General features: G+C 62.4%; 25 protein-coding genes. 12 read left to right on the top strand and 13 right to left on the bottom strand.

Annotated elements, in window-relative coordinates; translation table 11 throughout:
• Positions 1-28: 28 nt before the first annotated feature.
• Positions 29-1,732, bottom strand: a complete 1,704-nt coding sequence (locus tag QKD99_RS03705; protein ID WP_284844048.1) for a carboxylesterase/lipase family protein — start codon at positions 1,730-1,732, stop codon at positions 29-31.
• A 117-nt stretch (positions 1,733-1,849) separates the two neighbouring features.
• Between QKD99_RS03705 and QKD99_RS03700 the strand changes: the two genes are divergently transcribed.
• Complete coding sequence (locus tag QKD99_RS03700) at positions 1,850-2,584, top strand: hypothetical protein (RefSeq protein WP_347950736.1); 735 nt, start codon at positions 1,850-1,852, stop codon at positions 2,582-2,584.
• Between the two features lie 159 nt (positions 2,585-2,743).
• Complete coding sequence (locus tag QKD99_RS03695) at positions 2,744-6,484, top strand: multifunctional oxoglutarate decarboxylase/oxoglutarate dehydrogenase thiamine pyrophosphate-binding subunit/dihydrolipoyllysine-residue succinyltransferase subunit (RefSeq protein ID WP_347950735.1); 3,741 nt, start codon at positions 2,744-2,746, stop codon at positions 6,482-6,484.
• A gap of 452 nt (positions 6,485-6,936) precedes the next feature.
• Here QKD99_RS03695 and QKD99_RS03690 read toward each other — a convergent pair whose 3' ends face one another.
• Positions 6,937-7,677, bottom strand: coding sequence for a hypothetical protein (locus QKD99_RS03690; RefSeq protein WP_239277903.1), 741 nt, complete (start codon positions 7,675-7,677; stop codon positions 6,937-6,939).
• 105 nt (positions 7,678-7,782) lie between these two features.
• On the opposite strand from QKD99_RS03690, the gene QKD99_RS03685 reads away from it, so the two are divergent.
• Positions 7,783-8,913, top strand: a complete 1,131-nt coding sequence (locus QKD99_RS03685; protein ID WP_347950734.1) for an Mrp/NBP35 family ATP-binding protein — start codon at positions 7,783-7,785, stop codon at positions 8,911-8,913.
• 4 nt (positions 8,914-8,917) lie between these two features.
• Here the strand turns inward: QKD99_RS03685 and QKD99_RS03680 are convergent, their stop codons facing one another.
• The 3 genes from QKD99_RS03680 to sigE form a co-directional block, all read right to left on the bottom strand.
• Complete coding sequence (locus tag QKD99_RS03680) at positions 8,918-9,469, bottom strand: twin-arginine translocase TatA/TatE family subunit (RefSeq protein WP_347950733.1); 552 nt, start codon at positions 9,467-9,469, stop codon at positions 8,918-8,920.
• 23 nt (positions 9,470-9,492) lie between these two features.
• A complete protein-coding gene (locus tag QKD99_RS03675) occupies positions 9,493-9,942 on the bottom strand; it encodes an anti-sigma factor (RefSeq protein ID WP_239277899.1) in 450 nt (149 codons plus the stop codon).
• A gap of 85 nt (positions 9,943-10,027) precedes the next feature.
• Complete coding sequence (sigE, locus tag QKD99_RS03670) at positions 10,028-10,672, bottom strand: RNA polymerase sigma factor SigE (RefSeq protein ID WP_239277897.1); 645 nt, start codon at positions 10,670-10,672, stop codon at positions 10,028-10,030.
• 151 nt (positions 10,673-10,823) lie between these two features.
• Between sigE and QKD99_RS03665 the strand changes: the two genes are divergently transcribed.
• Positions 10,824-11,471, top strand: a complete 648-nt coding sequence (locus tag QKD99_RS03665; protein ID WP_284836429.1) for an O-methyltransferase — start codon at positions 10,824-10,826, stop codon at positions 11,469-11,471.
• Here the strand turns inward: QKD99_RS03665 and glgC are convergent.
• Positions 11,468-12,685 carry a glucose-1-phosphate adenylyltransferase gene (gene glgC / locus QKD99_RS03660; protein ID WP_239277895.1) on the bottom strand — a complete coding sequence of 406 codons (1,218 nt, stop codon included), beginning with the start codon at positions 12,683-12,685 and terminating at the stop codon, positions 11,468-11,470. The genes QKD99_RS03665 and glgC overlap by 4 nt on opposite strands.
• 109 nt (positions 12,686-12,794) lie before the next feature.
• Between glgC and glgA the strand changes: the two genes are divergently transcribed.
• Both glgA and QKD99_RS03650 read left to right on the top strand, forming a co-directional pair.
• Positions 12,795-13,949 (top strand): glycogen synthase, encoded by a 1,155-nt coding sequence (glgA, locus tag QKD99_RS03655; RefSeq protein WP_297553471.1) that lies wholly within the window; start codon positions 12,795-12,797, stop codon positions 13,947-13,949.
• Positions 13,950-13,961: 12 nt separating this feature from the next.
• The gene (locus QKD99_RS03650) at positions 13,962-15,404 is read left to right on the top strand and encodes a GH32 C-terminal domain-containing protein (RefSeq protein WP_347950732.1); all 1,443 of its coding nucleotides are present in this window, start codon (positions 13,962-13,964) and stop codon (positions 15,402-15,404) included.
• 333 nt (positions 15,405-15,737) lie between these two features.
• Here QKD99_RS03650 and QKD99_RS03645 read toward each other — a convergent pair whose 3' ends face one another.
• The 7 genes from QKD99_RS03645 to dapE are packed head-to-tail and all read right to left on the bottom strand — an operon-like array spanning position 15,738 to position 20,494.
• Entirely contained in the window at positions 15,738-16,604 is an 867-nt protein-coding gene (locus tag QKD99_RS03645) for a methyltransferase domain-containing protein (RefSeq protein WP_284844055.1), read from the bottom strand.
• 9 nt (positions 16,605-16,613) lie between these two features.
• Complete coding sequence (locus QKD99_RS03640; RefSeq protein ID WP_005323535.1) at positions 16,614-16,781, bottom strand: DUF3117 domain-containing protein; 168 nt, start codon at positions 16,779-16,781, stop codon at positions 16,614-16,616.
• A gap of 13 nt (positions 16,782-16,794) precedes the next feature.
• Positions 16,795-17,088: a DivIVA domain-containing protein gene (locus QKD99_RS03635; protein WP_005327512.1), complete on the bottom strand. Its 294-nt coding sequence runs from the start codon at positions 17,086-17,088 to the stop codon at positions 16,795-16,797.
• A 3-nt stretch (positions 17,089-17,091) separates the two neighbouring features.
• The gene (locus QKD99_RS03630; RefSeq protein WP_347950731.1) at positions 17,092-17,814 is read right to left on the bottom strand and encodes a glucosyl-3-phosphoglycerate synthase; all 723 of its coding nucleotides are present in this window, start codon (positions 17,812-17,814) and stop codon (positions 17,092-17,094) included.
• Complete coding sequence (gene folP, locus QKD99_RS03625; protein WP_294165309.1) at positions 17,811-18,623, bottom strand: dihydropteroate synthase; 813 nt, start codon at positions 18,621-18,623, stop codon at positions 17,811-17,813. The genes QKD99_RS03630 and folP overlap by 4 nt, the downstream gene beginning before the upstream one ends.
• A gap of 14 nt (positions 18,624-18,637) precedes the next feature.
• Positions 18,638-19,402, bottom strand: coding sequence for a TIGR00730 family Rossman fold protein (locus QKD99_RS03620; protein WP_347950730.1), 765 nt, complete (start codon positions 19,400-19,402; stop codon positions 18,638-18,640).
• Positions 19,403-19,405: 3 nt separating this feature from the next.
• Positions 19,406-20,494: a succinyl-diaminopimelate desuccinylase gene (gene dapE, locus QKD99_RS03615; RefSeq protein ID WP_284844057.1), complete on the bottom strand. Its 1,089-nt coding sequence runs from the start codon at positions 20,492-20,494 to the stop codon at positions 19,406-19,408.
• 89 nt (positions 20,495-20,583) lie between these two features.
• On the opposite strand from dapE, the gene QKD99_RS03610 reads away from it, so the two are divergent.
• The 6 genes from QKD99_RS03610 (at position 20,584) to QKD99_RS03585 (ending at position 26,311) form a co-directional block, all read left to right on the top strand.
• The gene (locus QKD99_RS03610; RefSeq protein WP_297846750.1) at positions 20,584-21,942 is read left to right on the top strand and encodes an amino acid permease; all 1,359 of its coding nucleotides are present in this window, start codon (positions 20,584-20,586) and stop codon (positions 21,940-21,942) included.
• Positions 21,943-21,959: 17 nt separating this feature from the next.
• Positions 21,960-22,931: a 2,3,4,5-tetrahydropyridine-2,6-dicarboxylate N-succinyltransferase gene (dapD, locus tag QKD99_RS03605; protein WP_347950729.1), complete on the top strand. Its 972-nt coding sequence runs from the start codon at positions 21,960-21,962 to the stop codon at positions 22,929-22,931.
• A gap of 99 nt (positions 22,932-23,030) precedes the next feature.
• Positions 23,031-24,362 (top strand): amino acid permease, encoded by a 1,332-nt coding sequence (locus tag QKD99_RS03600; protein WP_338130269.1) that lies wholly within the window; start codon positions 23,031-23,033, stop codon positions 24,360-24,362.
• Between the two features lie 349 nt (positions 24,363-24,711).
• A complete protein-coding gene (locus QKD99_RS03595; protein WP_338130267.1) occupies positions 24,712-25,572 on the top strand; it encodes a type IV toxin-antitoxin system AbiEi family antitoxin domain-containing protein in 861 nt (286 codons plus the stop codon).
• Between the two features lie 54 nt (positions 25,573-25,626).
• Positions 25,627-25,836, top strand: a complete 210-nt coding sequence (locus QKD99_RS03590) for a helix-turn-helix transcriptional regulator (protein WP_239206842.1) — start codon at positions 25,627-25,629, stop codon at positions 25,834-25,836.
• The gene (locus QKD99_RS03585) at positions 25,829-26,311 is read left to right on the top strand and encodes a transcriptional regulator (RefSeq protein ID WP_269953322.1); all 483 of its coding nucleotides are present in this window, start codon (positions 25,829-25,831) and stop codon (positions 26,309-26,311) included. Before QKD99_RS03590 ends, QKD99_RS03585 begins: the two co-directional genes overlap by 8 nt.
• Positions 26,312-26,327 lie beyond the last annotated feature (16 nt).

Raw genomic sequence — 26,327 nt, 5'->3', positions numbered from 1 at the left:
CCGCCCGCGGTCACTGTGGAGTCTACCGTTATTCCCACCCGGATGGTTGGAAGCCCAAGGATCTCACCAGCTCCGGGCGCCCACTTCCCCACTCCAACATATGGTATCCCTCCCAGGCTTGCCGCTTGAGCTCGTGCGGCGCGTGCTCAATATAGGCCTCGGCATCGAAGATCATGGTGGCGCGCTGAGTGGACCCGTAGCGCGGCCAGCTCATCTCCGGGCGGCCGCCATGGATGAAGGCAGACCAGTGTTGCTGCATGGTGGCGGTAAGTTCTTCCATCTCCGCACGCGAGCCCCAATTGGTAAGGAAAGACGCGCGCGAGGAGTAAGGGTCACCGAAGACATTGCCCAGCTCCATCGAATGCATGGCTCCTAGGCCCAGCCACTTGAGCACGGCAGAGGCGAAGTCGAAGCGATACATCCACGTTGGTGCCGCCTGCGCATGCGCGGTGGCGATGCGGGTGGAGGGTGCCCAAAAGAGGGCGTCGGCAAGCAGGTGCGCAAAGTCCTCCCGGGCCACCGCGCCGTCATAGGCGGCGACGACTTCGGGGGCGTGCTGGGGATCGAAGGAAGCCAGGAGGCGCAAGGCGGCGCGCTCGCGGGAGCTTTGACGCTGGAAGAGGAATTTACCAAAGCTAGCCTCGTCCGAGTTCGTGCCGATGAGCAGCGGAACCTGGTGCTGGTGCCCATTTTCAAAGGCAGCTATGGGGTGTTCCGGAATGAGCTCATCATCCACCGTGGGCGCGTAGCAGGAATTGAGGTGAATGAGCTCGCCGGCCCGCCACATCATGGATTGGCCCGAGCGCACCAGATCGGCAAAGTTTTCCTGGCGCAGGTCCTCCACCGAGGTGCGCCGGGGCAAGGCCATGCGGTGGACCAGCTCGCGCGCCCACAAGGTGGACTGGGCGCGGGAATGGATCATCGCAATCGGCGGGGACTGGGCGATGGCGCGGTGAAAGAGTCCCTCCGCGGCCGGGCTCGTCATGAGGGTGAGAACCGCCGCGCCCCCGGCCGATTCCCCCATGAGGGTGACGGATTCAGGATCGCCGCCAAAGGCCGCAATATTGTCGCGCACCCACTGCAACGCCAGGATCTGATCGGCCACCGCCGGGTTAGCACTGCAGTCCCCACCCAGGCTGCGCAGATCCAAATAGCCCAGGGAGTTGAGGCGGAAGTTAATGGATACGTAGACCACCTCCATGCGGGTAGCCAGCTCAAAGCCGCGGAGCATGAGCATGTGCGACGAGCCCATGATGAAGCTGCCTCCGTGCAGGTAGACCACCACAGGAAGCTTCTCTTCGGTGCGCGGGCGCACGATGTCGAGGTGCAGGCAGTCCTCGGAGCCGATAATGCGATCAGTCCAGGAGTACGTGGGCTGCGGGGCCGGTGGGCCGAATTGGCTGCAATCGCGCACGCCATCCCAAGCCGGTGCAGGCTGCGGGGCGCGGAAGCGGTTGTCCCCGGCGGTGGTATCGCCAAAGGGGATGCCGCGCCAGGTGAGCACCGGACCGGCGCTAATGGGGCGATCGGTGCGCAGGTCCTCCTCTATAACGCCGCGCACCCACCCGGAGGTAGTGCGCACGGTGAGCTCATCTGCCAGGGCGTTTTGGGCCTCTTCGTGCGCGCGGCGGGCGCGTTCGTGAGCCTGCTCCGCTTTCAGGCGCGCCGCCGCGAAGGATTCCTCCAGAGGGAAACCCCCGGAATCGCGGTTGTTCTCGTGCGGCGTAACCATACCCACTAGCTTAGGTCGCTTGCACGCCCTCGGCGATCTCATTACGGCGCAGCGGCGCATAAATAGAGCCTTTACTATGCTGGGCGCAGATAAGTTTTAGCAAAAGAGAAGGAAAAAATGGGGCTATTTACTAAAGACAAAAAGGACAACTCCGCCGAGGTCGATACCGTCGATACCTATGACATCGATCCGGAAGATACCAACCGCTTTACCTCCGCGCTCCTCAATTCCCTGGACCGCGCAGTGGCCGTGCAGTCCGGCGTCATCATCAAGTACGTCGAGAACCTAAAGAAGCGCAATAAGGACGCGAGCCCGCAGCAGCTGCAGGAGCTCATTGACAAGCACTTCCTCAATATCACCTCCGGCACCGGTGCGGCCGCCGGTGCTTCCGCTGCCATCCCTGGTGTCGGTTTGGTAACCGGCACAGCTACCATCGCCGGCGAATCCGTGGTCTTCTTGGAGGCGGCCGCGTGGTACATCTTGGCTTCGGCCTACCTGCGTGGCGATGACATCAAGTCCCCCGAGCGCCGCCGCGCCCTTGTACTTGTGGTGCTGACCGGTTCGAAGGGCTCCGCTTTGGTGGATACCTTTGTGGGCGATCTCAATAGCGTGGCGGGCATGCGCTCGGCCGCTAGCCTCTCCCGCTTCTCCGGCCCGACGCTGTCTGGCATCAACGGCCGCTTGACCAAGCTTTTTACCAAGCAAATCACCAAGCGCCTGAAGTGGGCGTGGATCAGCAAGCTCATACCCATGGGCATCGGCGCCGTGCTGGGCACCACCGCCAACCGCAAGTTGGCCAAGCAGGTCATCGAGCATGCCAGCGAGCAGCTTTCTCCCCTCACCCAAGCCTAGGGGTAGCCGGGAACCACTAAGTGGGGCTATTGATACCCCTAACATAGTGAGTTTAGGGGTATGACCCGTATCATGTAGGCAGACTCTTTGGCGAGCGGCCTATGCGCTTGTCCAAAGGCCGCACTAAAGTCGAATAAACGACCATTTTAAAGCAGAGAAATGAGGCGAATACCTGCCGTGAGCACATCGAATATCTTCGGCCCCAACGCGTGGCTGATAGACGAGCAGTTCCAGCAGTACTCCAAGGACCCTAGCTCCGTAGATAAGGAGTGGCGCGACTACTTCGAGGCAAACGGCGCGCCTAAGTCTAAGGCCCCAGCCAAGGAGGCCGCGAAGAAGCCGTCTAAGCCTGCCGCAAAGAAGACTGAGGGTACCACTACCGCCCGCAAGCAGGAGGCCCGCGAGACCAACGTGGATAAGTCCGTGGCCAAGGCGCAGGAAAAGTCCGCTAAGGCCAAGCAGTCCGTGAAGAAGTCCGAGTCCCCGCTCGACCGCATCGAAGACTACAAGGGCGGCGAGGAGCACCAGCTCAAGGGCATGTTCAAGGCCATTGCGAAGAACATGGAGGAATCCCTGGAGATTCCTACCGCTACCACCGTGCGCGATATGCCGGTCAAGCTCATGTGGGAAAACCGCTCCATGATCAATGACCACCTCAAGCGCACTCGCGGTGGCAAGATCTCCTTTACCCACATCATCGGCTACGCCATGGTTAAGGCCGTACAGCTGCACCCAGACATGAACGTGCGCTACGAGGAAAAGGATGGCAAGCCTTATGTCATCCAGCCGGAGCACATTAACCTAGGCTTGGCCATTGACCTGCCGCAGAAGGATGGCTCCCGTGCTTTGGTCGTCGCCGCCATCAAGGAGTGCGAGACCAAGTCTTTCTCCGAGTTCGTTGAGGCCTACGAGGACATCGTTACCCGTTCTCGCAAGAACAAGCTCACCATGGATGATTTCTCTGGTGTGACCATTAACCTCACCAACCCAGGCGGCATCGGCACCCGCCACTCCATCGCCCGCCTGACCAAGGGCGCCGGTTCCATCATCGGCGTGGGCTCCATGGATTACCCGGCCGAGTTCGCTGGTGCTTCCGCGGACCGCTTGGCGGACCTGGGCGTCGGCCGCCTGGTTACCCTGACCTCCACCTATGACCACCGCGTCATCCAGGGTGCAGAGTCCGGCGAGTTCTTGCGCACCATTGGCCAGCTGCTTGTCGACGGCGCCTTTTGGGACGACCTCTTCTCCTCCATGGGCGTGCCTTATGAGCCGTTCCGTTGGGCACAGGACGTGCCGAACTCCGGCGTGGACAAGAACACCCGCGTCATGCAGCTCATCGAGTCCTACCGCTCCCGCGGCCACCTGCTGGCCGATACCAACCCGCTGGGCTGGGTACAGCCGGGCCTGCCTAACCCGGACCACCGCGACCTCGACATCGCGACCCACGGCCTGACCATTTGGGATCTGGACCGCACCTTCAACGTCGGTGGCTTTGGTGGCAAGGAGCAGATGACCCTGCGCGAGGTGCTGTCCCGCCTGCGCGCCGCCTACACCTTGAAGGTCGGCTCCGAATACACCCACATCCTGGACCGCGATGAGCGCGGCTGGCTGCAGGACCGCCTGGAGGCGGGCATGCCGAAGCCGACCAACGCGGAGCAGAAGTACATCCTGCAGAAGGTCAATGCCGCAGAAGCATTCGAGAACTTCCTGCAGACCAAGTACGTGGGCCAGAAGCGCTTCTCCCTCGAGGGCGCCGAGACCCTCATCCCGCTGCTGGATTCCATCATTGATACCGCCGCCGGCCAGGATCTGGACGAGGTCGTCATCGGCATGCCGCACCGCGGCCGCCTGAACGTTTTGTTCAATATCGTGGGCAAGCCGCTGGCCGATATCTTCGGCGAGTTCGACGGCAACTACAAGGGCGGCCAGCTCGGCGGCTCCGGTGACGTGAAGTACCACCTGGGCTCCGAGGGCCACCACCTGCAGATGTTTGGCGATGGCGAAATCAAGGTCACCCTCGCCGCCAACCCATCCCACCTTGAGGCCGTGGATCCGGTCATGGAGGGCATCGCCCGCGCTAAGCAGGACATCTTGGACAAGGGCCCAGAGGGCCACACCGTTGTTCCGGTCATGCTCCATGGCGATGCCTCCTTCACCGGCCTGGGCATTGTTCAGGAGACCATCAACCTGTCCCAGCTGCGCGGTTACACCAACGGCGGCACCGTCCACATCGTGGTCAACAACCAGGTGGGCTTCACCACCACCCCGGACTCCGGCCGTTCCACCCACTACGCCACCGACCTGGCCAAGGGCTTCGACTGCCCAGTCTTCCACGTCAACGGCGATGACCCAGAGGCAGTTGTCTGGGTAGGCCAGATGGCAGCCGAGTACCGCCGCCAGTTTGGCAAGGACGTCTTCATCGACCTCATGGTCTACCGCCTGCGCGGTCACAACGAGGCCGATGACCCGTCCATGACCCAGCCGGAGCTCTACTCCGTCATCGACGAGCACAAGGCAGTGCGCGAGCACTACACCAACGACCTCATCGGCCGTGGTGACCTTTCCGCCGAGGACGCCGAGGCAGCCGCTCGCGACTTCCACGACCAGATGGAATCCGTCTTTACCGAGCACAAGGAAGCTGGCAAGGCTCGCCCGAAGGAGCAGACCGGCATCACCTCCTCCCAGGAGCTCACCCGCGGCCTGGATACCTCCATCACCGCCGAGGAACTCGCCGAGCTGGGCGCCGCTTATGGCAACCCACCAGAGGACTTCGAGTACCACAAGCGCGTGGGCAAGGTAGCCAAGGAGCGCGAGAAGTCCTCCCGTGAGGGCGGCATCGACTGGGGCTGGGGCGAGCTCATCGCCTTCGGCTCCCTGGCCGGTGAGGGCAAGGTTGTCCGCCTGGCTGGTGAGGATTCCCGTCGCGGTACCTTCACCCAGCGCCACGCCGTCACCTTCGACCCGCGCAACGGCAACGAGTACAACCCGATGCACGCGGTCGCCACCTCCAAGGGCAACGGCGGCAAGTTCATGGTTTACAACTCCGCGCTGACCGAGTACGCCGGCATGGGCTTCGAGTACGGCTACACCGTGGGCAACCCAGACGCCCTCGTGGCCTGGGAAGCACAGTTCGGTGACTTCGCGAACGGCGCCCAGACCATCATTGACGAGTACATCTCCTCCGGTGAGGCCAAGTGGGGACAGCTGTCCAGCCTGGTACTCCTCCTGCCACACGGCTACGAGGGCCAGGGCCCGGACCACTCCTCCGCCCGCATCGAGCGCTACCTGCAGCTGTGCGCTGAGGGCTCCATGACCGTGGCTCAGCCTTCCACCCCTGCTAACCACTTCCACCTGCTGCGCCGTCAGGCCCTCGGTGAGATGAAGCGCCCGCTGGTCGTCTTCACCCCGAAGTCCATGCTGCGCAACAAGGCGGCCACCTCTGCTGTGGAAGACTTCACCGAGGTCAAGCGCTTCCAGTCCGTTATCAATGACCCGAACTTCGTTGATATCAACGGCAAGAAGGTCGGCGATACCGACAAGGTCAAGACCATCATGCTGGTCTCCGGCAAGTTGTACTGGGATCTGGAAAAGAAGCGCGAGGCCGACGGCCGCGATGACATCGCCATCGTCCGCGTGGAGATGCTCCACCCGATTCCGTTCAACCGCCTCCGCGAGGCATTCGAGGCTTACCCGAATGCCACCCAGGTCCGCTTCGTTCAGGACGAGCCGGCCAACCAGGGCCCATGGCCGTTCTACAACGAGCACCTGCGCACCCTGATTCCGGATATGCCGGAGCTGGTACGCGTTTCCCGCCGTGCTCAGTCCTCGACTGCCACCGGTAACGCCAAGGTGCACCAGATTGAGCAGAAGAACCTGCTGGAAGAGGCCTTCGATATCTAGTCGCCTCTACCCCGTTTAAACCCCAGTGAGGACCTCCTCACTGGGGTTTATTCATGCCGACACCAGCATTAGTAAAGCTTCTGTTCTTGCTTCTGCCGGAGCACTCCCTCGGCGTTCTTGCCCTCTCACGTCTTTTCTCATCTCCGATTCCTTCGCGCTCACCAGCGGAACACTATTGTCTTGGCGGTCGCTTTCCCATGAGCGCCAAGGGAGCGGGTTAAGAATTAGCGCGCTTACTCGATATGTCCAATCGTGTCGCGGATGCTTGTCACTCAAACCCGGGAGCAATGAAAAGCACTAGCGTCGGAATTCACAAGCCCAGAATGGTTCCATATCGAGTCACACGTGTCCTTGATCCTGTGGAGGTGTTGGTCTGCCGGTTGCTAACCAGCGGGAGCTCCAAGTTGCCAACAAGCCCGGGAAACTCACACAAACCTGCCAATGGTCAAATATTAAGAACCAGTGAGATTCGACCCGCCGGAAGAATCGGAGTCGCCTTCTTCATGGGCAATGTCGACGCCGGAGGAATTCATCCAGGAGCGCACGACCTTCTCCGCGCTGGAGTCGTCGTTTTCTACCTCTTCGGCCATGTCAGAGAGATCTTTTTGGGTAAGGAACTTAGTCAGCGAGGCCACGGCCTGGCGCTCTTCGCGGTCGAAGAGATCGTCCTGATAGAGCACCACGAAATTCTCTGGCAACTCGGGCTCAGCCTCCTCGCAGCCGCTGGCACCGGAAGGCTCGACCGTGGTGGTATCCGTGGGCAAGCTCGACATGAGCGCAATGTGGGTCCGCGCCAGGTAGTCCTCCCCGCCGGGCTCAGAAGCTTTCTGTGCCTTCTTGTAATCCTTAGAAATCGCCCGCGCCTCACCGGGATTGAGGATATTAAGGAACGCGCCGGTGCAGCCCACATAGAAATTGCCGCCCGGGTTCATGGAACGCCCGCCCTTGGTCTCTTGGAAGATGTCTTCCTTCACAATGGACGCCTCGCGGCCCTGACCCATCAGCTCCTGGCGGTAGATCTCTGCAAGGACCAGCTGGTCGGTCTCATTGGTATCCACCAAGATGCCGATGGGCTCGCTCTGGGAGCTCTTAGCAAAGGGGTTGGTATCGAACTGGGAAGAGCAGCCGGTAAGCAGCGTTGCGGACAGCACCACACCGGCAATGGCGCGGGCGGGGCGGGCAAAGCTGCGCATAGCGATACTCTTCTCCTTTTAGTTAGCGGCACGTGAGCGTCTAGCTGATTCTACACCGAGGGTGTGTTTACCTCCTGTTGCGGCGTGACTAAGATGGCAAGGGTTATGTCTAGCGTTATTACTGAATCCGCCGTACGCGAGGCACTCTCCCGCGTCGAAGACCCCGAAATCGGCCGCCCCATCACCGAGCTCAACATGGTGAAGTCCGTTACCGTCACCGGTAATGACGTGGCCGTGGAAATTTGCCTCACCATCGCTGGCTGCCCCATGAAGTCCACCATCGAGTCCAATACCCGCGCTGCGGTAGAGGATATCAAGGGCGTTGGAAACGTCACGGTGACGATGGAAGCCATGAGCGATGAGCAGCGTCGCGAGCTCAAGAAGAAGCTCCGCGGCGGCCAGGCCGAGCCGGAAATCCCATTTGCAAAGCCGGATTCCACCACTCGCGTTTTCGCGGTGGCCTCCGGTAAGGGCGGCGTGGGCAAGTCCTCCATGACCGTAAACCTTGCCGCAGCGCTGGTCCAGAAGGGCCTCAAGGTTGGCATTGTGGACGCCGATATTTACGGCCACTCCGTGCCTAACCTCTTGGGATGCACCGACGGTCCGACGGTGCTCGATGATGAGATGCTGCTGCCGCCGATTTCTCATGGCATTAAGCACATTTCCATCGGGCAGTTTGTGGAGGGCAATGCCCCAGTGGTCTGGCGCGGCCCCATGCTCCACCGCGCGCTACAGCAATTCCTGGCTGACGTTTTTTGGGGCGACCTCGACGTGCTGCTCTTGGATCTGCCTCCGGGCACTGGCGACGTCGCCTTGTCCGTAGCCCAGCTCATCCCGAATGCGGAGCTACTCATTGTCACCACCCCGCAGGCCGCGGCGGCCGAGGTGGCAGAGCGCGCCGGATCCATCTCCCAGCAGACCCGCCAGCGCGTGGCCGGCGTAATTGAAAACATGGGCGCCATGGTGATGCCGGATGGCTCCACCATGGATGTCTTTGGCTCTGGCGGCGGACAGATTGTGGCCGATCGCCTAGGCGTCATCTTGGGCCATGAGGTGCCACTGCTGGCCTCCGTGCCGTTGGATCCCACCCTGCGCAGCGGTGGCGATGCCGGCACACCGATTGTTCTCGATTCCCCCGAGTCCCCCGCCGCCCAACAGATCCAGGCAGTGGCCGATAAGCTGGCCATACGTTCTGATTCCCTGGTGGGCAAAAACCTCAACTTGGGCGTGAACTAGCGCTCTAGGTTACATCGCCCCACAAGCCGCCGCCGGTGGATTCTTGCCCACCGCGTGGCGGCTTTTTCTCTGGCGCGGGCTGCTCCGTTGGCTGGGGCGCTTGAGGGCGTTGCTGAGGCTCTGGCTGCGGCTGCTCGGCATAGACCTGGGAGTAGTCGAAGCTCGGGCGGCGCTGCTGCTGCGGTTGAGGCTGCGGCTGTTCCTCCGGCTCCTGTGGCGCGGTAGCGGTCTTGACGTTTTCTGCCATTTTCTTGGGGTTGAAATCGTCCCAGGCGGAATCGTCGCCGTCGAAAAGCGCCTTGGTAATTGCACCCTTCGGGCCGAGGCGCGTCCACTGGGCGGCTTGGGTGAGCGGGCCGCGGATATCATCGAATTCCGAGGTAATCGACCCCATCTCGCCATTGAGCTCCGCTTTGGCGTTATTGATGGCCTTGCGCGCCGCGTAGATGGCCGCGCGCACATCCTTAATCACCTCGGGCATGCGCTCCGGGCCGATGACGATGATGCCCAAAACCACGATGACGAAAATCTCGGGCCAACCAATGGAAGAAAACACGGTTAAATACTAGTCCCTCACTCTTAGCCGCGCTGATTGTGCTTGATTGCGCGAACCACCATCTCCACTTTGTCCAAGAAATCCTGCTGCGGCCGGTACACAGGCGTTGCAGCATCCGGCCCGGGCGCAACCTCTTCGGTGGCAATGCCCGCGAGCTTTGCCAGCAGGGATTGCGGTGCCTTGACCTTCGCGGAATCCGCGCAGTGGCGAACCCACTCTGAGGCATGGCGCTGCTGGTGCACATCCGCACGACACTCGGCGCAGTGCACCAGGTGGATGCGCACGCGGTGCATGAATTTCGGTTCCATCTCCCCGTCTACGAAGGCAACGACAGCCTCAGGGCCAAGGTGCCCGATGGTATCGCTGCGCCGAGCCTTGGCTTTCGCCTTATCGCGAGCCTTGGCCTGGGCAGTATCGAATCCGCCGCGCACGCCCAGCATGGACACGGGCCGGCGTCCTCGCAGCGAGTCCATCGACACCCTCCTCCACTAGTTGCTTGGCCTTCAGTGACACGGAAAGTCCCCGCCGGCAGCGGGGACTATGCAGTTTCTTTAAAGTTTAGCGCGCGGTGATTAAACGCGTGCGCAGCAGCATGCGGGTTTCCGCATTGGTTTGTGCTTCCTTTTCGAGTGCCGCACGCAGCTGCGAGCGACCACGGTGGATGCGAGAGCGCACCGTACCCATCTTGACGCCTAGGGTTTCTGCAATTTCGTCATAGCTCATGCCAACCACATCACACAGCACCACGGCCACGCGGAAATCGGGAGCCAGACCATCGAGCGCAGACTGCAGCGCCGGGTCCAAGTTGGCCACAGTATAGGCCTGCTCCGGGGTCATATCCGTGCCGGGCACGCGCTCATAATCCTCCGGCAGGGCCTCCATGCGGATCTTGGAGCGGTGGCGAACCATATCCAAGAAGAGGTTGGTGGTAATGCGGTGCAGCCAGCCTTCAAACGTACCGGCCTGGTATTTATCCAGGGAGCGGAAGACGCGCATGAAGGTTTCCTGGGTGAGATCCTCTGCATCGTGCTGATTACCAGAGAGTCGGTACGCCAAGCGATAAACGCCATCGGCGTGTTCGGCCACGAGATCACCCCAAGCGGGCATGTCGGCTTCGCCGGCATCGAACGCCGCGGTACCGGTCAACGCCGCCTCAGGGGTGGCGGGCTGAAGGGATTCGGCATCGCGCTTCGTTGTTGTCATGCATGTCATCTTTCTATACTTCAAAGTGAAACTCCAGCCACAGTGCTGATAATTTCCTGTGAGTCCGTCACATTATCCCCACCTACCACAACCTTGCTGGCTAGGCGCGTTTTTGCCACATCGACGGACACTTTTCCCTAAGGTTTATTACGTGACTACTACCGCATATGAAGCACTGCGTTCTTATATCGAGACCACCAGCGAGCCTTCGGCGGCCCTGCGTGGCGCGCGCGACCACGCCGATGAGTACGGTCTGCCCGTTCCTGATGAATCAACGGGCCAGCTGCTCGCCACGCTGACGGCCGCCTCGTCCAGCTCTACCGAACGCCCCCAGTCCGTGGCGATCACCCCAGCCGCCAATGTGGTAGGCCTCTACCTGCTTGCCGGCATGCCCGATAATGGCATTTTGACCTGCATCGACCCCGAGGCTGAGCACCAGCGTAGCGCCAAGACCGCCTTCCGCGAGGCGGGCTATCCACCTTCACGCGGCCGCTTCCTGCCGTCTCGCCCACTCGAGGTCATGGGCCGCTTGGCTAATGATGCCTACCAGGTCATCTACGCCGACGTCGCCGCGCTCGAGCTCCCCGCCATCATCAAGGCCGCGTGGCCATTGCTGCACCAAGGCGGCACCCTGGTCTTGGCTAATTCTTTGCTCGATGGCACGCTTGCCGACGTCTCCCGGACCGACCGCGACACCGCCGCCGCCCGCGAAGCAGACGAGTACCTGCGCGAGCTCGAGGGCGCGAACGTCACCCGCTTGCCGTTGGGGTCCGGGCTCACCCTCGTAACGAAACTCTAGACCTTCTGGTTTTTGCCGACGACAACCACGCCGCCGTCAGAAACCTTGAAGCGCTCCTCATCACGCTCGCGGTCCACGCCGATAATTGCGCCATCGCTGACGACGACGTTCTTATCGAGGATCGCGCGGCGCACCACCGCACCACGGCCGATGCGCACGCCCGGCAAGATGACCGATCCTTCGACCGTGGCGCCATCGGCCACGTGGACATCAGACGCCAGCACGGAATTGCGCACCGTGCCGCCAGAGACGATGCAGCCCGGCGCCACCATCGAAGACTGCGCGATGCCATTTTGCACGAACTTCGCCGGAGGGAAATTGGAGTCATCCGTGGAGTGAATCGGCCAATTCCGGTTATAGAGGTTAAAGATCGGATGCACCGAAATCATGTCCATGTGCGCTTCATAGAAGGAATCAATGGTTCCCACGTCGCGCCAGTAGCCATGATCGCGCTCGGTAGACCCCGGCACCTCATTGGCCATGAAGTCATAGACATGCGCCTGCCCACGCTCCACAAAGTACGGGATAATATCGCCGCCCATATCGTGGGCCGAGTCCTCGTTCTTTTCGTCCTCCAAGAGGGCGTCAATAAGCGCCTGCGCCGTAAAGACATAGTTGCCCATCGAGGCATAGCTCATATTCGGATCATCCGGCGTAGCCGGTGGGTCCGCAGGCTTTTCCACGAACTCCGTGATGGTTCCCATGCCATCGGCCTGGATGCATCCGAACGCCGTTGCCTCCGAGCGCGGCACGCGAATGCCGGCCACCGAGCAATCCAGCCCCGTGGCAATGTGCTCTTCTACCATCTGCGCCGGATCCATGCGATAGACATGGTCTGCGCCGAAGACGATGACGTAGTCCGGATTCTCGTCATAGATGAGGTTAAGCGACTGCACAATGGCATCCGCGGAGCCGTTGTACCACCGCTTGCCGCGGCGCTGCTGGGCAGGCACCGAGGCAATGTACTGCGGCGTCGGCCCTGCTAAGTTCCACGCCTGGGAAATGTGGCGGTCCAGGGAGTGGGACTTGTACTGGGTCAGCACCGCAATCTTGAGGAAACCGGCGTTGACCAGATTGGACAGGACAAAGTCAATGAGGCGGTAGGAACCGCCAAAAGGCACGGCGGGTTTAGCGCGGTCTTCGGTCAGGGGAAAAAGACGCTTTCCCTCGCCGCCGGCGAGGACGATGGCTAGGACATTTGGCAGGCTTCTCACGTTTCCAAACCTAACCGCAAATCCCACATTTCGCAGCAGATATATGCACATTTCTACCCCCATCCCGTATTTCTGCACGCGGCACCAGAGATACGTATTCTGGGTGGGCATGAGAGCCGGAATCTTTTCCAAAGAATACCCGCCGGAAATCTACGGCGGGGCCGGAGTTCACGTAGCTGAACTCACCCGTTTTATGCGCGATATCATCGATGTCTCCGTGCACTGCATGGGCTCCCCGCGCGAAGAAGAAGACGTATTTGTCCACGGCGTGGACCCCGCACTTGAGGGTGCTAATGGCGCGCTTAAGACTTTGTCCACTGGGCTTCGCATGGCCGATGCCGCCTCCGATATCGACATCGCCCATTCCCACACGTGGTACACGGGTCTTGCCGGCCACCTCTCCGCCCAGCTCTACGATATTCCGCATGTGGTCACCGCCCACTCGCTGGAGCCGCACCGCCCGTGGAAGCGCGAGCAGCTCGGCGGCGGCTATGACGTTTCCTCGTGGTCCGAGAAGAACGCCATGGAATATGCCGACGCCGTCATCGCCGTCTCCGCCGGCATGAAGGACTCCATCCTTGATGCTTACCCACGGATCGACGCCTCCAAGGTCCACGTTGTCCTCAACGGCATCGACACCGAGCTGTGGCAGCCACGAGAGGGAGATGTGTTGGACAAGCTGGGCGTCGATAAGCAACGCCCCATCGTTGCCTTCGTCGGCCGCATTACCCGGCAAAAAGGCGTGAAGCACCTGTTGCAGGCGGCGCAGAAATTCGACCCGGATATCCAGCTGGTGCTGTGTGCCGGCGCGCCCGATACGCCCGAAATCGCGGCGGAGACCGAGGCGCTGGTGGATGAGCTGCGCGCCCAGCGCGATGGTATTTTCTGGGTCAAGGACATGCTCCCGCGCAACGAGGTCCAGCAGATTTACTCCGGTGCGGATGTGTTTGTTTGCCCGTCCATCTACGAGCCGCTCGGCATCGTCAACCTGGAAGCTATGGCCTGCGGCACGGCCGTTGTCGCCTCCAACGTAGGCGGCATTCCGGAGGTTGTGGTCGATGGCGAGACCGGTGTGCTGGTGCCATACGACGCCGCCGCTACCGCCGCCTTCGAAGCCGACCTCGCCGCCGCCGTCAATGACCTCGCCGTCGATAAAGAGCGCGCCGCCGATTTCGGCCGCGCCGGCCGCGAGCGCGCCATTCGCGATTTCTCTTGGGCTACCATTGCCGCCCAGACCGTCGATATCTACCGCAGCTTGATTTAAGGAAGGATAGCCGTGACAACTCACCGCCCCGAACTGCATTTTGTCCCCGAAGACGGCGTCCTCGACGCCCCCGCTGGTATCCTGCGCGACGGCGATACCTGGCACCTGTTCTACCAGTACCGCCCCACCGCAGACTCCCCTGCCCGCTGGGGACACACCTACTCCGAAGAGTCTCCCTTTGACTGGTTGGACTGCGACGATGTCCTCGCCCCCGTCGGCGGCGAGCTCTCCCTGCGCGCAGGTTCCGTAGCCCAAGGCCCGGACGATATCCATCTCTACTTCACCTCCGTGACCGCCGCCGGAATCGCCGTTCACCTCGCCCGCTACGCTGACGTGGACGAGATCTGCGAGGTCTCTGATGACCCGCAAGCCCTCGACCCCAATGTTGTTCGTTTTGGCGAGGTCGTAGGCAATACCCGCAACTTTGATCACTTCCGCTCCCCCTCCGTGGTGCCCGATTGGGCCTCCGAGGACCGCGATGACGGCCACGACGGCTGGCTCATGCTCGCGCTCACCGGCCACTCCGACGCCCCGGTTCCCGTCATCCTCGAATCCACCGATGGCGTGTCCTGGCGCCTGCGGGGCAGCCTCAATTTCGACGGCGACCCTGGCTTCCTCGAGGGCGAAGTCCCCGCCACCTCGCCCATCCCACCGGTCGTCTCCCCACGCCTGGTTCGCCTGCGCGATGAGGTAGACGGCAATATCTACGACGTCCTCTTCGTCACCCTAGAGCGCGGCGGCCGCGACGTCTCCGGTTACCTCGTCGGCCGGCTGGAGGGCACCACCTTTACCGTGGTCTCCGGCTTCCGCCGCGTGGACTTCGGCCATGATTTCTCCCGCCCGCGCAGTACCAACACCACTACCGGCACTCTCACCCCAGAGCAGCGCTACGAGCGCGCCGTCATCGTCGGTCTCCTCAACGGCAATGGCCGCGGCGACGACGCCACCAAGCACGCCTCCTGGGAGGCCGAAGGCTGGGCCAATGCCCTGTCCCTGCCTCGTCGAGTCACCCTCGAAGGCGGCGTCCTCTACCAAGCACCCGCCCCTGGCTTACCCGATGCCGTCAAGCTCTCCGATTACGCCCGTTCCTGGACCGGCGTCATGGAGGTCCCTTCCGGTTCCTGCGTAACGGTCACGCTTCTCGACGGCGCCGGTGACCCCGCCGCCACCATCTGCCACTCCGGCGATGACATCAGCCTCGATCGCTCCATGAACAAGGCCTTCGACCACTGTTTCGCCGATTCCGAACCCGCCACCGCCACGCTTGCCGAAGGCGACTCCGATACCCTCACCATCATCCAAGACGGCTCCACCGTTGAGGTTTTCGTCGACGGTGGCCTCATCGCGATGGCCTCCCGCGTCTACTTCGAAGGCGGCTGCTCCGGCCTGCAAGTCGAGACCTCCGGCGATGCCGTCATCGAGCAGGACTGGCAGCGCTCCGGCTCCAAGCTCTAACCCCAGCTCTCAGCGCCGCCTCACCCGGCCCGTCCCCTCCCCGCCCTTCGCGCTCACCAGCGCAGCTGCCCACCGCGGTTCCGCTTCCCTCGGTGAGCGGCAAGGGCGGGGTTGCGCGTTTTCGGCCTCGCTCCGTTGGGCCGCGTCTCCCCTCGCTCCCTCACACGCGCCCTTCGCGCTCACGAGGAGAAGCTGGGGCGTCGGCAAGCGTACGCCGGTGAGCGGCAAGGGTGAGGAACCTCCCCTCGCGCTCACTGGGGAGACGAAAGAACCGCCCCACGCGCTGCCGGTGAGCGCGAAGGGCGGTGGAGGTGGCTGTCGCAGGCCGGGGGCTTAGACGGCGCGAAGGCGGTCCAGGCGGGCGCGGGCGGTGACCGTGAGCGTCGGGGGCAGTGCGGCCATGCGCTCGGCGAGTTCGCCGGCGCTGATGTGGCGCGCGGACGGGCTCATGCCGACCTGAGCGGCGACGGAGGCCTTATCAAGCTCGATGGGGAACGAGATATCGACCGGGTCCGCCGCCTGCTCGAGGAAGCCCTCGGCCTGCTCATACATGCGCTCGACCTTGCCCTCTTCAACGCCGAGGATGCCGAGCGGCTCGCGCAGCTCATCCAGGTGTCCGGCGCCCGGGGTCAAGACGATGACCTGGCCACCCGGGGCGAGCACGCGTTGGAACTCGGCGGGATTGCGCGGGGCGAAGACGACGGAGATTGCGTTGACGGACTCATCCCGGATGGGCAGGCGCTCCCACACATCGGCCACGACGGCACCGACGCGCGAGTGGCACTTAGCCAAGTGCTTCGCGGCGTGCGGGGAAATGTCGAGGCCGACGCCGCGGGCCTCCGCGATGGAGTCCAGAGTATGCGCCAGGTAGTAGCCGGTGCCGGCACCCACCTCGAGGAGGGAGGCGGGCGTGGACTCGGCCAAGGAGGCGGAATCCAGTGCGTCCTGGACGGCCCCGGTTACCGCCTCGACGAAGGGCGCGAAGTGGCCCATGGCCAAATAGGTCTCGCGGGCGTTGACCATATCCATGTCATCGCCCTTGTGCTTGAGTCCGGCGCCGGCTGCCAGGGTGACGTAGCCCTGCTTGGCCACATCATAAGAGTGGCCGGATTCCGAAACGAGGCGAGAGAAATCATCGGCACCAGAAAGCGCGGTGCCATCGTTGGGATCGGCCAGTATGTCGACGATATGAGAAAGCATGTACCTAGACTAGCTAGAAACCTCGGTCAACAGAGAACCGAGCTCGGCGGCCTCGTCCTTGCTCAGCTCGATGACGATGCGACCGCCTCCATCCGAGGGGATGCGCATGACAATTTTGCGGGACTCCTCTACTGCTTCCATTTCTCCGCCCGTGGTGCGCGGCTTCATTGCTGCCATAGTGAGTCTCCTTTTAGTTAACTTCTTTTCCTTCCAGCTTAGACCTTTTCTGCGCGGAAGATAGTTGTTCCTCCAATTGCGCGAGGAGATCGTCCACCTGATCCTGGCGGTACCCACGGGGAACTACTTCGAATTTCACCTGGTCAAGGCGGCCTTCGCGGAGTGCGGCGCGGTTATTTTCGCGCACCTTCTGCGGCTCGTCGAGCGGGTGCATAACCTCGCCGCGGCCAAAAATGGAACCCCATACCCAGGTGCCGATGACGGTCAGGGCGATGAGAACAAGGAGGAGCATAATCCAAGACAGCATGGCTTAAACCTTACCTTTTAGCGGCGGGCGTTGAGCAACGGGCGCGATGACTCCGGCGCGGGCGAGCAGCGTGCGGGTGACCACCTCGGCCATCGGTGCCAGCTCGTGCAGCGGCCGGTTGCGGTGTACCCGCGTGCCCAGGTCTACCTGTGCGATTGTGCCCCGCTTGCCGACGTCCACCATTAGCCCCGCTTCCACCCCATAGCCCTCCACGAAGGGCAGTTCTAGGGCGGTGGCGCGGCGCAGGGCGTATTCGCCTCCAAGGGGCTGATCGATGTGGGCGAGCTCGGGAAAGAACTGCTTGATGAGCGGCTTGGCGGTCAGTTCGGTCACGCGGCCACCGCCGGTGGGCTGGCCGTTGAGGCTGCGCCGGTAGCGGGCTTTGACCATCTCCACCGCTGGGTCGGCGAAGGGCGCGGCCAAGGCCGAGACCATGCCGGGTGCGGCGGATTCAAGGTCGGCGTCGACAAAGACGACGATGTCTCCCTTCGCCGCGGCAACCCCGCGCCAGAGGGATTCCCCCTTCCCGGGGCGCGGTTCCCCTGGAAGGATATCGCGCCAATTGTGCACGTCCGCTCCGGCGGCGGCAGCGCGGGAGGCGGTGGCGTCGGTGGAGTCGGCGTCGATGACGAGCACCTCAAACGGTTCATCGGCGAGGCAGGCGCGCACGACGTCCGCGACAGTGCCCTCCTCGTTGAGCGCTGGAATGATAACGGAGACGTTCATGCAAGGCCTCGCGTGGTTGCTAGCGGGGCGACCTCGCCTTGGATGGCGGCGGTCATGCGTATGACATCGGCGGTCTCGGCCACCTCGTGCACGCGAAAGGCGGCCACGCCGCGGGCCGCGGACCACGCGGTGGCGGCCAGGGTGCCGGCCACGCGCTCTCCTACTCCGCGGTCGAGCGTCTCGCCCACGAAGTCTTTATTGGATAGCGCCATGAGCACCGGCCAACCGGTGGCCACGACCTCGTCGATGCGCCGCAGGAGCTCGAGCCCGTGGAAGGTGTTCTTGCCAAAGTCATGCGTCGGATCGATGAAGGTCATATCCTCCGGGCAGCCGAGGGAGGCGGCGCGCTCGGCCAGTTGAGTGGTTTCCGCGATGACATCGGCCACCACGTCATCGAAGTGGACGCGATGCGGCCGAGTGCGCGGGGTAATGCCGCCGGTGTGCGAACACACGTAGCCCACACGGTGGTGGCCGGCGACCTCAATCAGCTCTGGATCCCAGCCGGCCCAGGTGTCATTGACCAGGCCGGCGCCGGCTGCGATGGCGGCCTCTGCCACCTCGCTACGCCAGGTATCGACGGAGATGAGCACATCCGGGTGGCGCTCATGCACCTTCTCGATGGTCGGCACCACGCGGTCGATTTCCTCCGCCGCGTCCACGGCCTTGCCGGGGCCAGCTTTGACGCCGCCGATATCGACGATCGACGCACCGGCCGCGATCACCTCATCACAACGGCGCAACGCTGGGTCGAGGTCAAAGGTAGCGCCCTTGTCATAGAAGGAATCCGGGGTGCGATTGACAATCGCCATCACACGCGCGAGGCTCAACGCGGCTCCCTGATGCGCTTATCGCTCATGACTTGGTGGCGCTGGATGATGTGGGAGAGGGCCTCATCGGGGTCGTCGGTAAGCAGGAAAAGCTCCCGGTCGTCCTCGTTAATATAGCCATTAGCCGCGAGCGTGTTGTCCATCCATTCCAGCAGGCCGGACCAGTACTCGGTGCCCATGAGCACGATGGGGTAATTGGTCACCTTGCCGGTCTGGACCATGCACATGACCTCGAAGAACTCATCCATCGTGCCCATGCCGCCAGGCAGGCAGATGAAGGCCTGCGAGTATTTCAAGAACATCGTCTTGCGGGCAAAGAAGTAGCGGAAATTCAGGCCCAGATCCACATACTCGTTAAGGCCCTGCTCGTGGGGCAGCTCGATGCCCAGGCCCACGGAGAGCCCGCCGGCCTCGTGGGCGCCGCGGTTGGCTGCCTCCATGATGCCGGGGCCGCCGCCGGTGATAACGGCATAGGAGTGCTCGGCCAGCTTGCGGCCAACCTCGACGCCCAGCTGGTAGCTCGCATCTTCCGGCGTGGTGCGGGCGGAGCCGAAGACGGTAACGGCCTTCGGCAGCTTGGAAAGCGCATCGAAACCAGCGACGAACTCGCCTTGGATGCGCAAGACGCGCCATGGATCGGCGTGCTGCCACTCATGGTCCGCGCCGGACTCCAAGAGCCGTTGGTCAAAAGTGGAGGCCTGCTCGCCTTCGGTGCGCAGCAGCATCGGGCCGCGCAGGGTGCGCATCTGCTCAGGGGTCATGGTCTATCCCTTCAGGTAGTTCAAGAGGGCGGTGGATACTTCGGTGATCTGCGCGGTGGGGACCTGCTCGTCCTTCTTGTGCGCGAACCCGGGGTCGCCGGCACCAAAGTTTACGGCCGGGGTGCCCATTTCGGAGAAGCGGGCGACGTCGGTCCAGCCGTACTTGGCGCGGACGTTGCCCCCGACGGCGTCGATAAGAGCCTTGGCCGCTGGCTGGCCCAAGCCAGGCTGGGCGGCGGGGGCGATGTCATCGATTTCGATGGTGACATCTTCTTCCTCGCCGATGATGGACTTCATGTACTCCAGCGCCTCGTCGCTTGTGCGGTCCGGCGCGAAGCGGAAGTTTACAAACATCCACGCCTCATCCGGCAGCGTATTGGTGGCCACGCCGGACTCGAGGTGGACGATGTTGAGGCCCTCGCGGTAGGTGCAGCCATCGATGGTGACATCGCGGGACTCATAGGCGGCGATGCGGCTCATGATGGGCGCGAGCTTGTGTGCTGCGTTGGATCCGAGCCACGCGCGGGCCGAGTGCGCGCGGGTGCCGTGGGCGGTAACGCGCAGGCGGATGGAGCCCTGACAGCCGGCCTCCACCATGGCACCGGAGGGCTCGCCTAAGAGCGCGAAGTCGCCCTCGAGCCACTCCGGGTGGTCTTTTTGCAGGTGGCCCAAACCATTAAATTCAGTAGCCACCTCTTCCCCCTCGTAGGCGATGACGGTGAGGTCATGCTTTAGCTCGTTCGCTTCGTGCAGCTGGGCAAAAGCATTGAGGTAGACGGCCATGCCGGACTTCATGTCCACAGTGCCACAGCCCCACATAATCTCCACCCCGTCTTCAGAGGTTTCCATGTGATGCGGTACATTTTCTGCCAACGGAACGGTATCGATGTGGCCGGCGAGCACCACGCGGGAATCTAGTCCGCGGTTCGTGCGGGCGCACACGGTATTTCCGTAGCGGGCAACCTCGACGTCCAATCCGCGCAGCGCTTCTTCGATGGCGTCTGCGATGGCCTCCTCATGGTGGGAGGGGCTCGGAATATCCACGAGCGCCTTGGTTAGTTCGATGGGGTCTGCATATAGATCTAAAGTCACAAAGCGCCATGCTAGCGCTCCGCGCAGCTCACCGCATTGTGTAAAGTTCACTTCACTGCAAATAATTCGTCCTCCCTAAGGTGATAACAATGGCCGAAGCCACTCAATTGAAATCCCGTCATCTCACGATGATGGGCCTTGGCTCTGCCGTAGGCGCCGGTCTTTTCCTCGGCGTCGGCCTCGGCATCCAGATTTCCGGCACCTCCGTGCTCATCTCCTATGCCGTGGCCGGCGCGCTCATCGCACTGGTGATGTGGATGCTTGGTGAGATGGCCGCCGCCCGCCCCTCTTTGGGGTCATTTTCTACCTACGCCGGCCAGGCCTTCGGTCACTGGGCGCGCTTTACCATGGGGTGGATTTACTGGTTCATGCTGATCATGGTCATGGGTGCCGAAATCACCGGCGCGGCCGCCATCATTTCCAACTGGTTCGATATTGCCCCGTGGATTCCAGCGTTTATTGCTGTGGCCTTCTTCGCGGTGGTCAACTTCGCGGCCGTGGGCGGTTTTGGTGAGTTCGAGTTCTGGTTTGCCATCATCAAGGTCGGAGTCATCGTCGCCTTCCTCGTCATCGGCGCACTTATGGCGCTGGGCATCCTGCCGGGCATGGATGTCTCCTTGGCCGGTAGCAGCTTCACCGATAATTTCCTGCCCAATGGCATGCCTGGATTCGCCGCCGGATTGCTGGCCGTCGCCTTTGCCTTTGGCGGCATCGAGCTGGTGACCATCGCGGCGGCCGAGTCCGAGGACCCGGCGCACAACGTCGCCACCGCGGTGCGCGCCATCATCGTGCGCATCATGATTTTTTACATCGGCTCCATCGTGGTGATCACCATGGCGCTGCCGTTTAGCTCCATCCAGGACGCCGATGTCGCGGCCGATTCCCCCTTCACCCTGGTGCTAGCGGCCGCCAAGATTCCCTTCGCGGCCGGCTTCATGGAAGCGATTATCGCCCTAGCACTGCTGTCTGCCTTCAACGCGCAGATTTACGCCACCTCTCGCTTGGTCTTTGATATGGCCAAGGACCACTGCGCCCCGGGATTCTTCCTCAAGCAAAACCGCGCCGGATCCCCCATCAACGCAGTCATGTTGTCCATGGTCTTCGCCTTCGCTTCGGTGGGCCTGCAGTTCTGGAACCCGCCGGGGCTTCTGGCATTCCTCTTCAACGCGGTCGGAGGGTGCTTGCTAGTCATCTGGGCCTTCATCGTCGCGTCCTTTATCAAGTTGCACCCCGTGCTGCGCAAGAACGGCGAGCTGACCGAGATCCACGTACCCGGCTTCCCCTGGCTTCCGTGGGTTACGGCCGCCGCCCTGGCCGGACTGACCCTGCTGATGCTCTTTGATCCGGCCGCGCGCAACCAGGTCATCTCGGTGCTCATCCTGGCTGCGGTGCTCGTTATCTTGTCCTTTGTGCTTCCCACCGGCCAGCGCGCGGGGGCGCGGAAGTAGTTGCTAAGCTAGCGGGCATGACTTCTGCATCCGCACGCGGCCTAGCAACCATTACCCATGACGGCACCGTCTTGGACGTATGGTTTCCGGCCGTACACACCGATAAGAACGTAGAGACCACCGAAACCAAGCGCTTGGAGGAGGTTCCCCAGCAGTTCTCCGCGCTGGCGGGCCCGGACGAGGAGCGTGGCGTGGCCCGCGTTGCCGTTGAGACCTCCATCAAGGATCTGGATGACGCCCCCGTCGATACCTACGATGCTTACCTGCGCTTGCACCTCCTGTCCCACCGCGCGGTCAAGCCGCACGGCCTGAATATGGATGGCATCTTCGGCCACCTCAATAATGTGGTCTGGACCAACTACGGTCCGTGCGCCGTATCCGATTTCCAGATGGTGCGCGGCCGCTTGGCCTCCCGCGGCCCGGTCGTTGTCTACTCCGTGGACAAATTCCCCCGCATGGTGGACTACGTTGTACCGTCCGGCGTCCGCATTGGTGACGCAGACCGAGTGCGCCTGGGCGCCCACCTGGCTGAGGGCACTACCGTTATGCACGAGGGCTTCGTCAACTTCAACGCCGGCACCCTGGGTGCCTCCATGGTGGAGGGCCGCATCTCCGCGGGCGTCGTCGTGGGCGATGGCTCCGATATCGGCGGCGGCGCGTCCATCATGGGCACCCTATCCGGCGGCGGCAAGGAGGTCATTTCCATTGGCGAGCGGTGCCTCCTCGGCGCCAACTCCGGCATTGGCATTTCGCTTGGCGACGACGCCGTGGTCGAAGCCGGCCTCTACGTCACCGCCGGCACCAAGGTAACCGTCTTTGGCAAGGTCGCGGAAGCACTGGGCGTTGATAATGGCGAGAACGTCAAGGGCTCCCAGCTCTCCGGCGCCTCCGGCATGCTGCTGCGCCGCAACTCCGTCTCCGGTGCGGTTGAGGCCGTGGAGTGGAAGTCCGAGGCCGTCGCGCTTAACGACGAGCTGCACAAGAATTAATACCCCCGATTCCTATAGACCAATCGGGCAAAATAAGATGGAGGGGTGACTGATAACTCCTCCACCCTCGGTTCTGGTCTGAAGGTCCGCCACCTGACGATGATGGGGCTAGGCTCCACCATCGGTGCCGGACTTTTCTTGGGCACCGGCGTCGGCATCTCCGCCGCCGGCCCCGCCGTGCTCCTCGCCTACGTCATCGCTGGCTTTCTGGCCATTTTGGTGATGCAGATGCTGGGCGAGATGGGCACCGTTATCCCCGCCTCCGGCTCCTTTTCCGAATACGCCGAACACGGCATCGGCCGCTGGGCGGGCTTTACCCAGGGCTGGATTTATTGGCTAGCCACCGTCGCCGTCCTTGGCGCCGAAATCACCGGCGCGGCCGGCTTCATTGGCTCCTGGTTCAACGTCTCGCCGTGGATCCCCGCCGCCGTTTGCGTGGTCCTCTTCGGCATCATCAACCTGCTGCGCGTGCGCAGCTTCGGCGAATTCGAGTACTGGTTCGCCCTCATCAAGGTCATCGTAATCGTGGCCTTTCTCATTATCGGCGCGCTGCTCATCCTAGGCCTTCTGCCCGGTCATTCCTTCATCGGCACCTCCGTCTTCCTAGAGGACGGCTTCATGCCCAATGGCCTCGGCGGCGTCGCGGCCGGCCTGCTCGCAGTGGCCTTCGCCTTCGGCGGCATCGAGGTGGTTGCTATCGCTTCTGCTGAGTCCGAGGACCCAGAGAAGTCCCTGGTCAATGCCGTGCGCTCCACCATCTTGCGCATTTCCGTGTTCTACTTGGGCTCCGTCCTGGTCATCACGTTCCTCTTGCCCTATTCCATCCTGGGCGGTGCCTCCACGGCCGCGGAATCGCCCTTCACCATGGTTCTCGAACGCGCCGGCATCCCGGGCGCGGCCGGCATCATGGAAGTCGTCATCGTCCTCGCGCTACTCTCCGCCTTCAACTCGCAGATCTACGCCTCCTCCCGCATGATGCACTCCCTAGCCTCCCGCGGCGAGGCCCCGCGCATCTTCACCACCACCAATAAGGACGGCGTTCCCACCACCGCCATCGGCCTGTCCGTCCTCCTCTCGGCCGTCATGGTCGTGCTCAACTACGCCGATACCGGTTGGCTTCTTACTTTCATGCTCAACGCCGCCGGCGCCTCCCTGCTCATCGTCTGGGTCTTCATCGCCGTCAGCCAGCTGCGCCTGCGCCGCCAGCTCGAGGCCCTCCATCCCCTCCCCATCCGCATGTGGGCCTTCCCCTACCTCACTTGGTTCGCCCTCGCCCTCTTTGCGGCCATCGCTGTGCTCATGCTTACCGACGCCACCGCCCGTACCCAACTCCTCTCCGCCGCCGCCATGTTCGCGGTGCTCGCCCTCGCCGGCGTCATCAATTCCAAGGTTCGCGGCATCAACCCGACCTCGACGCTGCCTCTGACCTAGCCCCCTTATCCCAGGGGCTCACCTCGCCCCTTCCCTCCACCCTCGGCCACGCCCCGCCCTTGCACACCCCGCCTTTGGCCACTCCCCGCCCTTCGCGCTCACCGGCACAAGGCGGGGTCTCTCTTTTTCATCACCTGGTGAGCGCCAAGGGCGAGCTCTGCCCACGGCCCCCGCCGCGCTCACGGGGAGCACAAATCGGGGCCATCCGGGGCCGCCGGTGAGCGCGAAGGGCAGTTATCCACAGCCATCCGAACCACGCAGCGGAAGATTGCCTCCGAACCCCGGGTTATCCACAGGATGCCGCGACGCGCGTAGCTTCAGCCCAACACGACCGCTTAGGTTAAGCCCCATGGGGGAATGGACTACCGCGGAACTACGCGGGCAAGGTTTGAGCAAAGATGCGATTCGTCGCAAGGTACGCGAGGGGAAGCTCTTTCGCGTGCATCGGGGGATTTACACCGATGAATGGACGCCCTGGGCGGTGGCGCGGGCACTGGCGCATGGGCTCAGCCGCATCCACTTCACGGGAAAGACGGCGCAGGAGATTTACCTCGGCCGGCAGCTGACATTTCCTCTGGAAGCGGAGGGACCGCGCACTTTGAAGGGAAAGAACTTTCGCGTTTCACATTCGCGACTTCAAGCCACGCACAAAGTCAACGGCCTTCCGGTGGTGCAACCGTTGTGGGCCGCACGTAGGATTTCGCGTGCGTGCAGGCCTCTTTTGGAAGAACACTATCGGGGAAAGCACGGACCCGGCCGTCTAGAAATGGACAGTCGGCGAATGCGGCGTGTCCCGAGGTCTCTAAAGGAGACGATCCGGCACGCTGCGATTGGAGCGGATAGCCCACCGGAGTGCACTTTAAGCAGAAAGCTGCGCGCTGTAGGAATTTTCCCAGAACACAATGCTCTCATTGCTGGGTACCGCTTTGATCTCAGGATTGGAAGGCTCCTGGTGGAAGTCGATGGCTGGGAATACCACAAACACAGCGTGGCCTTTCAAGCTGACCGCTCCAAACAAAACGCGGCCGTCGCCCACGGGTATACGGTCTTGCGCTTTACTGCCGACGACATCAACTACCACCTCAGCGAAGCCATCCTGCTTATCAAAGCCACTATTGAGGTGCTAAAAGGCCGCAACCCTGAGCTTCCGACCTCAGCAGCTCAGCCTTACTGGAAGTGGCATCTATGTGTGAGACATTTGCCTAGATGACAACTATCCTTTACATTAAGACGTGTAAGCAAGACAGACAGTAAAGGAGTCCGGATGGCCGAGCACCCCAACATGGTCCGCAAGTGGCGCCGCTGGCTCGAATTATCACAAGCCGAACTCGCTGAAAAAGCCGGCGTCTCCCGCCAGACTATTGCCAATATCGAACGGGGCAATTACTCCCCTTCCGTGCACCTCGCGCTGGACATTTGCCACGAACTTGGAAAAACCGTCGAAGAAATCTTTGGAGCCGAACAACATGATTAACGCCATCGCCAACTACACCCAAACTGAAATTGAACGCGCCACTCGCGATGAATTCGAACGCGACACGCTCTACAAAGCCAGCGCAATTGCCATCACTCTCATCCCCTTCCTCGAGCTCGTCGTCGCTGCAATCCTCGCCTGGGTCCTCCCCGGCCGAATGAGCATGCTGTGTTTCCTCGCGCTCGTACCGTCCATCCTGGGCAACACGATCGGCACCGCGTGGATGCGTCAACGCGTCGCCACCCCACCGGTGGGCCGAAATTGGACCGCAATGGCCCTCTACTTCATCCCGCTCATCGCCATGTTCGTCGGCATTGCCTATAACGCCTACGCGCCTGCCGACGGCCACAACCCCGCCTCTTACCTCCTCGGCACCGCCGTCGGTGCAATCACCGTACTAATCCTCACCCCCTTCATCCGTCGCCGCCAGCACCGCCGCGACCAGGCTCGCCTGGATGCCGAGCTCGAAGACTAACCTCTCGGCCCTCACC

Source organism: Corynebacterium sp. c3Ub_189, assembly GCF_039907195.1.
Classification (GTDB): Bacteria; Actinomycetota; Actinomycetes; order Mycobacteriales; family Mycobacteriaceae; genus Corynebacterium.
This window is presented reverse-complemented; position numbering and strand designations above follow the sequence as displayed.

What these genes read in the sequence shown, in the direction of transcription:
- QKD99_RS03630 (WP_347950731.1), bottom strand. Translation starts at nt 17,814, where the DNA reads ATGAACGTCTCCGTTATCATTCCAGCGCTCAACGAGGAGGGCACTGTC.
- QKD99_RS03600 (WP_338130269.1), top strand. Translation starts at nt 23,031, where the DNA reads ATGATGGGGCTAGGCTCCACCATCGGTGCCGGACTTTTCTTGGGCACC.
- QKD99_RS03690 (WP_239277903.1), bottom strand. Translation starts at nt 7,677, where the DNA reads ATGCGCAGCTTTGCCCGCCCCGCCCGCGCCATTGCCGGTGTGGTGCTG.
- QKD99_RS03595 (WP_338130267.1), top strand. Translation starts at nt 24,712, where the DNA reads ATGGGGGAATGGACTACCGCGGAACTACGCGGGCAAGGTTTGAGCAAA.
- QKD99_RS03700 (WP_347950736.1), top strand. Translation starts at nt 1,850, where the DNA reads ATGGGGCTATTTACTAAAGACAAAAAGGACAACTCCGCCGAGGTCGAT.
- glgA (WP_297553471.1), top strand. Translation starts at nt 12,795, where the DNA reads ATGAGAGCCGGAATCTTTTCCAAAGAATACCCGCCGGAAATCTACGGC.
- QKD99_RS03585 (WP_269953322.1), top strand. Translation starts at nt 25,829, where the DNA reads ATGATTAACGCCATCGCCAACTACACCCAAACTGAAATTGAACGCGCC.
- QKD99_RS03620 (WP_347950730.1), bottom strand. Translation starts at nt 19,402, where the DNA reads ATGACCCCTGAGCAGATGCGCACCCTGCGCGGCCCGATGCTGCTGCGC.
- QKD99_RS03685 (WP_347950734.1), top strand. Translation starts at nt 7,783, where the DNA reads ATGTCTAGCGTTATTACTGAATCCGCCGTACGCGAGGCACTCTCCCGC.
- QKD99_RS03610 (WP_297846750.1), top strand. Translation starts at nt 20,584, where the DNA reads ATGGCCGAAGCCACTCAATTGAAATCCCGTCATCTCACGATGATGGGC.
- QKD99_RS03590 (WP_239206842.1), top strand. Translation starts at nt 25,627, where the DNA reads ATGGCCGAGCACCCCAACATGGTCCGCAAGTGGCGCCGCTGGCTCGAA.
- sigE (WP_239277897.1), bottom strand. Translation starts at nt 10,672, where the DNA reads ATGACAACAACGAAGCGCGATGCCGAATCCCTTCAGCCCGCCACCCCT.
- QKD99_RS03675 (WP_239277899.1), bottom strand. Translation starts at nt 9,942, where the DNA reads ATGGACTCGCTGCGAGGACGCCGGCCCGTGTCCATGCTGGGCGTGCGC.
- folP (WP_294165309.1), bottom strand. Translation starts at nt 18,623, where the DNA reads ATGGCGATTGTCAATCGCACCCCGGATTCCTTCTATGACAAGGGCGCT.
- QKD99_RS03640 (WP_005323535.1), bottom strand. Translation starts at nt 16,781, where the DNA reads ATGGCAGCAATGAAGCCGCGCACCACGGGCGGAGAAATGGAAGCAGTA.
- QKD99_RS03705 (WP_284844048.1), bottom strand. Translation starts at nt 1,732, where the DNA reads ATGGTTACGCCGCACGAGAACAACCGCGATTCCGGGGGTTTCCCTCTG.
- QKD99_RS03695 (WP_347950735.1), top strand. Translation starts at nt 2,744, where the DNA reads ATGAGGCGAATACCTGCCGTGAGCACATCGAATATCTTCGGCCCCAAC.
- QKD99_RS03645 (WP_284844055.1), bottom strand. Translation starts at nt 16,604, where the DNA reads ATGCTTTCTCATATCGTCGACATACTGGCCGATCCCAACGATGGCACC.
- dapD (WP_347950729.1), top strand. Translation starts at nt 21,960, where the DNA reads ATGACTTCTGCATCCGCACGCGGCCTAGCAACCATTACCCATGACGGC.
- QKD99_RS03635 (WP_005327512.1), bottom strand. Translation starts at nt 17,088, where the DNA reads ATGCTGTCTTGGATTATGCTCCTCCTTGTTCTCATCGCCCTGACCGTC.